This window comes from Alitiscatomonas sp. (assembly GCF_037242085.1).
Taxonomy (GTDB): Bacteria; Bacillota; Clostridia; order Lachnospirales; family Lachnospiraceae; genus Alitiscatomonas; species Alitiscatomonas aceti.
The window spans coordinates 1-11,253 of record NZ_JAXXBR010000120.1; the positions used below are offsets into that span (position 1 = coordinate 1).

Sequence of the window (11,253 nt, forward strand, 5' to 3'; positions counted from 1 at the left end):
TCCTATGAAGTAAATGATGAGCAGATGGGCCGGGTAAAACACATAAGGCAGATGTCCCAGCCGCCTTCCTCTGGTTCCATTGTAACGGCTGATGAAGAAAAATGCAATGCATCCGAAGCCGCCCCAGACGATTCCCTCCAGAAGGATCAGCACCGCTCCTCCCGCCAGGCTCTGGGCCTGGAAATTTCCATTATAAAAATACAGGATCAGGATAAAAAGCACGCCCAGGGGGCCGTAGTCGGAGTTTAAAAGCCCGGCCGCCGCCATGGAAGCAGCTGCTGTAAGGATAATGGCCGCCGTTTTAAGCCACACAGCCCCCGCACGGCCTCCAAAGGCCCCTTCCTCCGGTTCCCAGGTCTGGACGGCCCGGATCCCCTTTAAGGCCAGAAGGCTGATGGAAAGAGTTACCAGCGTATTCTGAACCGGGTACATCGGCCTTCCGCTGCATATAAGGTTAAATGGGATCTCTGAAACCAGAGCCAGAAGGACCATGCGCTTCATATACCTTTCCCAGTCTCCCGTGTGGAAAAAGCCCTGGACCAGAAAAAAACCATAAAGAGGAAAAGCCACCCGCCCCGCAAGGCGCATGGCTGTTCCCAGTATATACCAGGCCATAGGGAGGTCCGTGCCGCCGCGTTCCATCAGATGGAACGCCAGATGGTCCAGGACCATGGTCCCCATGGCGATCCGCTTAAGGTCGGATGCAGAGTACGTCCTCTGCCATCCTAGCATACTTCGGAGCCAGGTTTGATATCCTTTTCCGGAGTCATAAGAGCCAGATTTCCCTCATCGTCCTCAGCGCACAGGATCATGCCCTCAGAAAGCATTCCCGCCAGCTTTGCCGGCTTTAAGTTGGTAACGACCATGACCTTTTTCCCCACCATCTGGTCCGGCTTGTACCAGGCCTTGATGCCGCTGACGATCTGTCTTGTCTCAGAGCCGATCTTCACCTGGGAGCAGAGCAGCTTTTTGGACTTGGGCACTTCCTCGCATTTTACGATCTGGCCGATCTGGAACTGGAGCTTTGCAAAGTCATCATAGGTGATCTCCGGCTTTTTCTCCACATCCACAACGCTTTCCTCCTGGGCGTTCTCTTCTTCTCCGGCGGCCTTGGCTTCTTCTGCCTTCATGGTTTCCACCTTCTCCAGGACCTCCTTCACGTCCATACGGGCGAACAGGATCTCCGGCTTCTCCGTTACCTTATTTCCATTGGGATACAGTCCGAACTGGTCCATGGCCTCCAGAGTCCTCTTTTCTGTATTGAGCTGGGCCAGGATCTTTTCAGACGTCTCCGGCATAAAGGAGGACAGGAGAGACGCGCCGATGGTGATGGCCTCGGTCAGGTTGTAAAGCACCGTAGCCAGACGGTCCTTCTTCTCCTCATCCTTTGCCAGAGTCCACGGAGTGGTCTCGTCGATGTATTTATTGCTGCGGCGGAAGATATTGAAGATCTCTGTGATGGCGTCGGCCACGCGCAGCTTCTCCATCTTCTCGTCTGCCTTCTTCACAGCCTCTAAAACAGCGGCCTTTAAGTCATCATCCACGTCCTCGCAGACGTTCTTGTTCTCCACAACGCCGCCGAAATATTTATTGGTCATGGAAACGGTACGGTTCACCAGGTTGCCCAGGATATTGGCCAGATCGGAATTCATCCGCTCCACCATTAATTCCCAGGAGATCACGCCGTCATTCTCAAAGGGCATCTCATGGAGTACAAAATAACGGACTGCATCCACGCCAAAGAAGTCCACCAGCGTATCGGCGTACAGCACGTTTCCTTTGGACTTGCTCATCTTTCCGTCGCCCTGGAGGAGCCACGGATGGCCGAATACCTGCTTGGGAAGGGGCAGATCCAGGGCCATTAAGAAGATGGGCCAGTAAATGGTATGGAACCGGATGATATCCTTACCGATCAGATGGAGATCTGCCGGCCAGAACTTATTGAATTTTTCATCATGGTTCCCATCGCAGTCATAGCCGATCCCTGTGATATAGTTGGTCAGGGCGTCCAGCCATACATAGGTCACATGCTTCGGATCGAAATCCACCGGGATCCCCCACTTAAAGGAGGTCCTGGATACGCAGAGATCCTGTAAGCCCGGCAGCAGGAAGTTGTTCATCATCTCATTTTTCCTGGATACCGGCTGGATAAATTCCGGATGACTGTTGATATGGTCGATGAGCTTCTGGGCATATTTGCTCATACGGAAGAAGTAAGCCTCCTCCTTTGCGGGCTGTACCGGACGGCCGCAGTCGGGGCACTTTCCGTCCACCACCTGGGACGGGGTCCAGAAGGACTCGCAGGGAGTACAGTAAAGGCCCTCATAATGGCCCTTATAGATATCGCCTTTTTCGTAGAGCTTCTTAAAGATCTTCTGCACCTGCTTTTCATGGTACTCGTCAGTGGTGCGGATGAATTTATCATAGGATGTGTTCATCAGATCCCAGATATTTTTGATCTCTCCCGCCACGTTGTCCACAAACTCCTTGGGCGTCACGCCGGCGTCCTGGGCCTTTAACTCGATCTTCTGGCCGTGCTCGTCGGTTCCGGTCTGGAAATATACGTCATAGCCCTGTTCTCTTTTGTACCGCGCAATGGCGTCTGCCAGCACGATCTCATACGTATTTCCGATATGCGGTTTTCCGGATGTGTAGGCAATGGCCGTGGAAATATAATACGGCTTCTTACAATTCTTGCACATAAAAAATCCTCCTTTAAGACAAAAAAAGACCCGTCTTCTCTTAAAGACGAGTTCTCCCTCGTGTTACCACTTTAATTCAGAGATCCCTCACAGGATCCCCCTCACCGGCTGCCTTAAACAGCCTGACGCGCTAACGGGCGCTTCCGTCGCGGCCTCAACTCTCTGCCCTTTTACCGGCAGCTCCTTCAGCCGCGCAGCTCCGGGACCATCTTCTGCAAAAGCTCCGCTCCCCGCTCGCACCATCCGGGGTCTCTGAAAGCTTCCCTTTTTGCGTACTCTTCCCTTCACAGCCTTTTCCCTATTATATCCCTAGTCTATCCTGTTCCAACGGTTTTGTCAAGACTGGGAAAACGCCTGCAGGCAAAAGCAGCGGGCATCTGCGAATACTTTGAAAAAAGAACCAGCGCATACCCCTTCTGTTCCCATCATATATTGGCGGTATACAGCCGGTCTCCGGGCGTTCTTCCCGGCTCTGTCCCGGCTTTTCAAGGAGGTATCGTCATGCGGCCTGAACATGGCTTTTCCCGAAAAAATCCGTACATACTTCTATGGGGGCTCCTGGCCCTGTCCCTGCTTCTCACCTCCTGCGGCCGTCAGAGGATCCGGCAGCCCGGAGAAAGCGGCGCGGCCTTTGAAAACAGCACCGCTCCGGGAAACAGCACCGTCCCGGGAAACAGCGCGGCTTCGGAGTCCGGCGGGGCTCCCGGGTGTCCGTCCCAGGAGGACATAGCCGCTGCCCAGGCTGCCTTCGACGCCTTCTGCACCCAGGTCTTCCAGGAGGAGATGGCCCAGGCCGGTACCCTGGACCTCCACTATACGCTGCTGCGGCCCGAAGCCTTCGGGATCTCTCCCGGAGAACCGAGGCTGGGTACCTGCACTTTGGAGGACATGATCCAGTCCGGGGCGGCGGTCCAGGAGCTGGCAGACCGGCTGGCAGCCTTCGACCGCTCCCTGCTCACCGAAGACCAGGCCCTGGTGTACGACGCCCTTTCCGAGACCCTCCAGGCCTCCCTCATGGGCCGGGGACTGGAGCTTTATGAGCAGCCCCTGGCTCCCACCATCGGTGTCCAGGCCCAGCTTCCCATTCTCCTGGCAGAATATTCCTTCCACTCCTTAAAGGACGTGGAGGACTACCTGGACCTTCTGTCCCAGACCGATGCTTATTACGCCCAGATCCTGGAATTTGAAAACCAGAAGGCCGATGCGGGCCTGGGTCCCTCGGATGCCACCATCGACCGGATCCTGGAATCCTGTGAGAGCTACCGGATCGATCCGGACCAGAACTTTCTCACTGAAACCTTTGCCGCCAGGCTGGCGTCCCTGGAACAAGAGGTCCCTCTGACCGCAGAGCAGAAGGCGGACCTCCACTCCCGCCATCTGTCCGCCATACAAGGACATTTTATTCCGGCCTACGAGGCCATGATCCAGGGCATGACCGCTCTTAAGGGGCGCGGGATCAACGACGGCGGCCTGGCCGGAGCCAGGGACGGGAAGCAGTATTATGAATACCTGGTAAAAACCGGGCCCGGACTCTCCTATACGGTCCCGGAGCTTAAGGAGGCCTTAAAGGCCAGGATCCAAAAGGACTATGAGGCCCTGGGCCGGATCCTCCGGGAGACTCCCGCTGCCGGTCTGGAAAACGCCTCCTTTTCCCTGACCGATCCCCAGGCCATCCTCCTGGACCTCCAGGAACAGATGAAGGGGCTTTTCCCGGAGCTTTCCCAGTGCGGCTATGAGGTCCGCCAGGTGCCATCCTGTCTGGAGGCCTCCTTAAGCCCCGCCTTTTATCTGACGGCTCCTGTGGACGACAGGGACCAGAACGTCATCTACATCAACGGCGGCTCCACCGACAGCCGGAAGGACCTCTACACCACCCTGGCCCACGAGGGCTTTCCCGGCCATCTCTACCAGACCGTATACAGCCGGACCCACGCGAAAACGCCGCTGTCCGCTCTTTTAAGCTGCTCCGGAGCCAACGAGGGCTGGGCCACCTATGTGGAAAATATCGCCTGTACCTTTGACAACGGCCTTTCCAGGGCCGCCGGAAAGTACCGGGCCCATATGCGCTCCCTGTCCCTCTGCGTCCATGGCCTGCTGGATATCGGGATCAATTATGACGGCTGGGACGAGGCCAGAGCCGGGGAATTCATCCGCTCCTGCTTCCAGGCCGACGACCAGACGGTCCGGGAGCTGTGGCAGGTGATGATCGATAACCCAGCCAATTATCTGGAGTACTGCGGAGGATATATTGAATACATGGACATGAGAGAGCAGGCGGAGGCCGCCCTGGGTAGCCGTTTTTCTCCCCTGGACTTCCACAAACTCCTCCTGGATCTGGGGCCTGTGCCCTTTTCTGTGATCCGCCCCCGGTTTACGGCCTGGCTGGAGGAACAGGTCTGACAGGCTGCGGGCTCCATCAGAATTATATTTACTGTCTATACTTTATATAGTATAATATTTACAGACACTAATTTATAATTTCTGTTCAAGGAGGTGTTTTATGGGCAGATCCATTCTTTTTCTGATTTTACTTTTTGTTTTCCATCTCTCTGCCTGCTCCCATAAATCGTCCGCTCCGGTCTCTGCTGATACGATGCCGGATATGGAGGAGCTCCTGGCCTATTCCCAGTCCCACTCCAAGGAAGAGTATGAAAAAAAATTAAAGGAGATCCAGGCAGTCATCGACAATACCTCTTATGAGGAGCTCTGCCAGATCTTTACCGATTCCCTGGCTTCCTGGGCGGATACACAGACCGATCTTGAGATCACCGATACCTCCATGGAATTTTCTGAAGATCCTCTGCTGATGGATGAGCAGAGGAAGGAAAAGCTGTATAACAACTGGACCGTATCTGTAAATATCCAGCTGGCCGGAGATGAGAAGTCCAAATATGATGTTCCCGATGCAGCCGCCATCTACCGCCAGGCGGCAGATGCGCTGCGGAGCACTCCCTACGGGGCCTATAAGCTCCATACCTTAAAGATAACCGCCAGCAGCGACCCGGACCGGATCCTGACCTCGGAGCAGGAAGGCAGCTTCTTCCTTACAGACTCTGCCTTTTCCCTTCCCCAGGAGCCGGAAGAGCTGGCGATCCAGAAAACGGTCCTGGAACAGGTGGAGGAGTTCAACCAGGAGTACTTTTCCGATGAGCGCTACCGCGGACAGAATGTGACCTTAAAGCGGTTCGGATCCCCCAGGGATTCTTCTGTTCTTTACCTGGAGTTTCCCATCTACGCTCCGCCCTTTGACCAGGACATGGCTGCCTTTGCCGACAGCCTTGAAGCCCACGGCCAGGAATTTTTCCATGTAATTACGGAAAATAATGAAAATCTGGAATATTTGAAAAAATGTGGGATAACCTCTGTGACAGTCCGTTTTGACACCTCCTGGGACAACCGCCTGGAAGGCCCCGAGCGGTACCGGGAATTTTCCTGGGAGCTTTAAGCCGCGGATCTTTTTTTCATTTTCTGATTTCTTATACCGCAATTCTGCGCTATAATGGAAGAAGCAAAAATGTATGGGCGAAGCCCGCAGACCTGTCAGTTTCCATGTAAAGGAGAAATGAATATGAATGAAGTAATGAACGCCATCCTGACCCGGAGAAGCATCCGGAAGTTCACCGCAGACCCCATTCCCGCCGAAGTCCTGGAGGACCTTGTAAAGGCTGCCCTCCATGCTCCCAGCGGCATGGGAAAACAGACCTGGCAGTTTACCGTGGTCACAAACCAGGAGATCATCCATCGTCTCTGCGGCCTCATCGGGACTGAACTGGGCCGGGAAGGCTACGACATGTACGGTCCTGCCGCTGTGATCATCCCCTCCAATGAAAAGGAAAGCCCATGGGGGAAGGAGGACAACGCCTGCGCCATGGAAAATATCTTCCTGGCGGCCCGCTCTTACGGCGTCGGCTCCGTATGGATCAACCAGATGCAGAACATCAACGACCGTCCGGCAGTCCGCGCCCTGTTAAACGAGATCGGCGTTCCCGCAGACCATGTGATCTACGGCGTGGCCGCCCTGGGCTATGCGGATCCCTCCGTACCGGTGGAGCCCAAGGAGCGCACCGGAAAAGTCGTATATGTAAAATAGCGCGTAAACCCCCGCCGGGAAACGCTGTAAATACCCCCAGCCCAGAGGAGTTTCTTGAGATCAGTACCATGGTTCCCTGCGGCTCACGCCTGGCCCTTAGCATTATGAAGCTGGGTAAGCCGTAATTGCATACGGTTCCGGCCCATTTCCAAAGCCGCCAGATAATTTTTTCATTTTCCGATTTCTTATGGCGCAATTCTGCGCTATAATAGAAGAAGCGAAAATGCATGGGAACTGACCGCGGTCCTGTCAGTTTCCATGCAGCCTAGAAAGGAGAAAATCTTATGGAACGAGCAAAGCAGTTAATGGAAATGGTCGCAAAGTATGAATCCCTGATCTACGATACCGCCGACTATATCTGGAAGAACCCGGAGACCGGATACCGGGAGTGGAAGACCTCCGCATATATGGAGGAGCATTTCGAGGCCCTGGGCTACACCCTCACCAAAGCCGGAAACATCCCCGGCTTCTACGCCGATCTGGACACCGGAAGACCCGGACCGAAGATCGCCATCTTAGGAGAGCTGGATTCCCTGATCGTTGGAAATCACCCGGACGCGGATCCCGAGACTCACGCGGTCCATGCCTGCGGCCATAACGCCCAGTGTGCCATCCTTCTGGGAGTTGCCGCTGCCATGAAGGAGCCGGGCGCGCTGGATGGTCTCTGCGGCTCCATCCGTTTCATGGCTGTACCGGCCGAGGAGCTGATCGAGCTGGGCTTCCGGGAGGAATTACGGAAGCAGGGCGTGATCCGGTATTTCGGCGGAAAGGTGGAATTTATTTCCAGAGGCTACTTTGACGGCGTTGACATGGCCATGATGATCCATTCCGGAAAGCTTCCCGAGGGAAAGACCCTGTCCGTCAGCCAGGGCTGCAACGGCTGTATCACCAAGAATATCACCTTCAAGGGCGTGGCCTCCCATGCCGGCGGTTCTCCGGAAGCCGGAAAGAATGCGCTCTATGCGGCCACCTGCGGACTGAATGCCGTCAACGCCATCCGCGAGACCTTCGTGGACAGCGAGCACATCCGCTTCCATCCCATCATCACCGAGGGCGGAGCAGCCGTCAACGCCATCCCGGAGACAGCCAAGGTGGAATCCTATGTACGCGGCGCTTCCTTTGACAGCATCCGTGATTATAATAAAAAGGTAAACCTGGCTCTGGCCGGAGCGGCCGCCTCTCTGGGCTGCAATGTGGAGCTGGACGACCATCCGGGCTACTTCCCCTTAAATAACGACGCCAACATGACGGAGATCCTGACAGAGGCCATGGAAGCGGTGACCGGGCCCGGTACTGTGACCCGCGGCTCCTGGGGGACCGGCTGCACCGATATGGGCGATGTTTCCGCCATCATGCCGGCTATCCATCCCCATGCCAGCGGCTCCATCGGCACCGGACACGGCAAGGACTACTATGTGGCTGACAAGAAAGCCGGCTGCCTGTATCCGGCCCAGTGCCTGACCGTAGCTGCCTCCATGTTCCTGGAAAACGACGCCGCCAGGGCAAAGAAGGTCCTCGCCGAGGCGAAGCCTTACTTTAAGTCCAAAGATGAGTATCTGGCTGCCATTGACAATCTGACCATGGATAAAGACGCTGTCATCTACAACGAGGACGGCACCGTTACCCTGGATTTCTGTCAGAGATAACGCCGAAAAGCCAATCCATTCAAGCAGGGGGCAGGTGCAGCCCATATGAGCTGCATCCGCCCCCTGTTCTTTTCCCTTCCGGTATCTTCAGACAGATACCGCCTGTCTTTATATAAACAGATATTGGAACAGATTAAAGCTATAACCCACAAAAATGATCCCCACGGTACAGACCGCCGCAAATGTTCCCAGGAGCCGCGGCTTCACCGCCTTTCCCAGCATGACCATGGACGGAAAGCTCAGGGTGGTGACCGCCATCATGAAGCTTAAGATGGTCCCCAGCTGGGCGCCCTTGGCCAAAAGCGCCTCTGCCACCGGGATGGTCCCGAAAATATCCGCGTACATGGGGACACCCACCAGAACGGCCAGCACTACGCCAAAGGGATTTCCGCTTCCCAGGGCAGTCTCGATCCATTCCCCGGGGATCCAGTTGTGGATCACGGCTCCGATGCCCACGCCTGCAAGAATATACGGGAATACCTTTCTGAAGGTGAACTCCACCTGGTCCCTGGCATAGGCCAGCCGGTCCCGGACCGTAAGCGCCGGACCTTCAAGATCCACCCGGCCTGCCATCCGGATAAACTCCTCCACCTCAGCCTCCATGTGCAGCTTTTCGATCACCGTCCCCCCAAGGACCGCCACAAAAAGTCCCAAAAGAACGTATACGGCCGCGATCTTCACACCGAAAATACTCGTTAGGAGCACCAGGCTCCCCAGATCTACCATGGGGGAGGAGATCAGAAAGGAAAAGGTCACGCCCAGAGGAAGGCCTGCCCCCGTAAATCCCATGAACAGGGGAATGGAGGAGCAGGAGCAGAACGGGGTCACCGTTCCCAGAAGGGCCGCCGCGATCCTGGCCCCCAGCCCATGGAACCGGCCCAGGATCCTTTTGCTGCGCTCCGGCGGAAAATAGCTCTGGATATAAGAGATCACAAAGATCAGCGTGCATAATAAGATCGTGATCTTAATGATATCATAGATAAAAAAATGTACGCTGCCGCCAAGTCTGGAGGAAATATCGGTTCCCATGGCCGTAAGGCCCGCTCCCACCGCGTCCTTCAGCCATTTCATGCCGAGGATCTGGTCCTGGATCAGGCTCCACAGCCCCTTTCCTGCCTCCATCATTTCTTCAGCAGACGGACGATCTCCGATGTCTTCGCCGTCCGTCCCGCGATCACCAGCTTACCGTCGATCATCAGCGACGGCGCCGCCATGACGCCCAGCTTCACGATCTCCATCAGGTCTCCGACCTTTTCCACCACTGCATCGCTGCCAGTCTCCTTTACGGCCTCCATCACATTTTCATACAGCTTATCGCAGTTTTCACATCCCATACCGATCACCTTTATGACCATGTTATCCTCCTTTAATTCTTAAGCTTCATCTCGCTGCCCACATGCTCCTCCCAGGCGGAGAAAATCTTTTTTATGACCATGGGGCCGATCTTTGAAATAAACACCAACTGGGACCGTTCAAAGGCCCCGCACTCCTTATAGTCGATCAGGGAGCCTACCACGTCCACCTGGGTCCAGCCCGTTTCTTTAAGATCACAGAAGCCCTTGATCCGGTGTACATCCGGAGCCACTGCCGCTAAAAATTTGTGGAGCTTTTCTTTTTCCACCTGGCCCTCGTATTCCATGAACAGGGACTTGGGCTTTGTTTCCACTGAGTTGGTGGTTTCCTCGCTTTCGGCCCACTGGAAGATCCTCAGATCCTTCTGTAAAAAGGAATGATCCATTTCCCCATTGACACTTTCAAGAATCTCACACACCGGGTTGATCTCCCGGATCTTTTCTGCCACCTGCTCTGCCTGGACCGTATCCGCCAGATCTGTTTTTGTAATGACCGCCAGGTTGCAGTGCTTCAGCTGACGGAAGGCTGTCTCCTCATCCTTGACCTGCTCCAGGAAGTTCACCGCGTCCACAAAGCAGATCACGCCCTTAAAGTCGTATTCCTTTTCCGAAGCGATCCGCGCCGCATCCAGGATCTCCTGGACATTGGAGGGATCTCCCCAGCCGGAGCTTTCCACAAAAAGATAGTCAAAATCCTGCTGGGCCATTTCCGCCAGGGCCTTGACAAAATTTAACTTCTGGCAGGTGCAGAAAATAGAGCCCCGGTTGATCTCCACCATCTGGATATCGTCATTCCGCAGGATCGTTCCATCGATCCCCAGCTTCCCGAATTCATTCTGGATGACCCCGATCCGGCTGCCCTTCAGTCTCTCCAGAAGCTTTAATAACGCCGTGGTCTTTCCAGAGCCCAGAAAGCCGGTCAGAACGTACAGCTTTGTATTCACAGTTTCCATTTTTTCCATGTCCTCCTTTTTTCTCTCTTCCTTCCCGCAGCCGCAGACCCTTGTCCCCGCCTCCGGGATCATCAGCCCCTCCGCCGCCCGGCAGATCTCTCCCACTCTGGTCTTATTTAGGGAATAATGGGTCCATTTTCCCTCCCGCCGCGGGATCACAAGCCCCGCGTCGGTCAAAAGCTTCATATCGTGGGACAGAGTCGGCTGCGTAATATGAAATTCCTCCAGAATCTTACAGGCACAGAGCTCGCCTCCTGCCAGCATATGGACGATCTTCAGCCGCTTGGGATCCGAAAGAGCCTTAAACAGCCTGGCATATTCTGCGTAGTCCAAATTTACATATCCCCTTTTACATATAGATTTTTTTCTATGTTTGCATTATAAGTCTCATATAGAATTTTGTCAATACGTTTTTCCAAAAGGGCCGCCAATGAAAAATGGCGTAAAAAGACATCGTTAGTGTATAATTATCATTGGCAAATATAGGAACTATTCCTAAGACAAAAAAGG

9 protein-coding genes, 1 pseudogene and 1 other annotated feature are annotated in these 11,253 nt (G+C 54.7%); of the genes and pseudogenes, 4 read left to right on the top strand and 6 right to left on the bottom strand.

The annotated features are described in order from the left end of the window. A partial coding sequence (locus tag WIH05_RS12390) for a TraX family protein (RefSeq protein ID WP_337425454.1) occupies positions 1-732 on the bottom strand: 732 nt, incomplete at its 3' end. After that, positions 726-2,702, bottom strand: a complete 1,977-nt coding sequence (gene metG / locus WIH05_RS12395) for a methionine--tRNA ligase (protein ID WP_022273443.1) — start codon at positions 2,700-2,702, stop codon at positions 726-728. The genes metG and WIH05_RS12390, both read right to left, overlap by 7 nt. Positions 2,703-2,741: 39 nt before the next feature. Next, positions 2,742-2,999: a binding site (T-box leader), on the bottom strand. 204 nt (positions 3,000-3,203) lie between these two features. Between metG and WIH05_RS12400 the strand changes: the two genes are divergently transcribed. The 4 genes from WIH05_RS12400 (at position 3,204) to WIH05_RS12415 (ending at position 8,438) form a co-directional block, all read left to right on the top strand. Beyond that, positions 3,204-5,102: a DUF885 domain-containing protein gene (locus tag WIH05_RS12400; RefSeq protein WP_022273442.1), complete on the top strand. Its 1,899-nt coding sequence runs from the start codon at positions 3,204-3,206 to the stop codon at positions 5,100-5,102. 100 nt (positions 5,103-5,202) lie between these two features. After that, positions 5,203-6,147, top strand: a complete 945-nt coding sequence (locus WIH05_RS12405) for a hypothetical protein (protein ID WP_022273441.1) — start codon at positions 5,203-5,205, stop codon at positions 6,145-6,147. A 123-nt stretch (positions 6,148-6,270) separates the two neighbouring features. Further along, entirely contained in the window at positions 6,271-6,792 is a 522-nt protein-coding gene (locus WIH05_RS12410; RefSeq protein WP_022273440.1) for a nitroreductase, read from the top strand. 284 nt (positions 6,793-7,076) lie between these two features. Then, on the top strand, positions 7,077-8,438 hold the full coding sequence (locus tag WIH05_RS12415) for an amidohydrolase (protein ID WP_022273439.1): 1,362 nt from the start codon (positions 7,077-7,079) through the stop codon (positions 8,436-8,438). A 108-nt stretch (positions 8,439-8,546) separates the two neighbouring features. On the opposite strand, the gene WIH05_RS12420 is transcribed toward WIH05_RS12415, so the two are convergent. From WIH05_RS12420 to WIH05_RS12435, 4 genes and pseudogenes are all read right to left on the bottom strand, one after another. Beyond that, entirely contained in the window at positions 8,547-9,560 is a 1,014-nt protein-coding gene (locus tag WIH05_RS12420; RefSeq protein ID WP_337425456.1) for a permease, read from the bottom strand. After that, positions 9,560-9,793, bottom strand: a complete 234-nt coding sequence (locus WIH05_RS12425) for a thioredoxin family protein (protein WP_022273437.1) — start codon at positions 9,791-9,793, stop codon at positions 9,560-9,562. Before WIH05_RS12425 ends, WIH05_RS12420 begins: the two co-directional genes overlap by 1 nt. A gap of 11 nt (positions 9,794-9,804) precedes the next feature. Next, positions 9,805-10,743 carry a CobW family GTP-binding protein gene (locus WIH05_RS12430; RefSeq protein ID WP_337425457.1) on the bottom strand — a complete coding sequence of 313 codons (939 nt, stop codon included), beginning with the start codon at positions 10,741-10,743 and terminating at the stop codon, positions 9,805-9,807. Between the two features lie 102 nt (positions 10,744-10,845). Beyond that, positions 10,846-11,076 (bottom strand): annotated as a pseudogene (locus tag WIH05_RS12435) (metalloregulator ArsR/SmtB family transcription factor); the annotation flags it as partial. Positions 11,077-11,253: the final 177 nt, after the last annotated feature.

Excerpts from the sequence above, each read along its gene's own strand:
- metG (WP_022273443.1), bottom strand. The coding sequence starts at position 2,702 with ATGTGCAAGAATTGTAAGAAGCCGTATTATATTTCCACGGCCATTGCC.
- WIH05_RS12400 (WP_022273442.1), top strand. The coding sequence starts at position 3,204 with ATGCGGCCTGAACATGGCTTTTCCCGAAAAAATCCGTACATACTTCTA.
- WIH05_RS12405 (WP_022273441.1), top strand. The coding sequence starts at position 5,203 with ATGGGCAGATCCATTCTTTTTCTGATTTTACTTTTTGTTTTCCATCTC.
- WIH05_RS12410 (WP_022273440.1), top strand. The coding sequence starts at position 6,271 with ATGAATGAAGTAATGAACGCCATCCTGACCCGGAGAAGCATCCGGAAG.
- WIH05_RS12415 (WP_022273439.1), top strand. The coding sequence starts at position 7,077 with ATGGAACGAGCAAAGCAGTTAATGGAAATGGTCGCAAAGTATGAATCC.
- WIH05_RS12420 (WP_337425456.1), bottom strand. The coding sequence starts at position 9,560 with ATGGAGGCAGGAAAGGGGCTGTGGAGCCTGATCCAGGACCAGATCCTC.
- WIH05_RS12425 (WP_022273437.1), bottom strand. The coding sequence starts at position 9,793 with ATGGTCATAAAGGTGATCGGTATGGGATGTGAAAACTGCGATAAGCTG.
- WIH05_RS12430 (WP_337425457.1), bottom strand. The coding sequence starts at position 10,743 with ATGGAAACTGTGAATACAAAGCTGTACGTTCTGACCGGCTTTCTGGGC.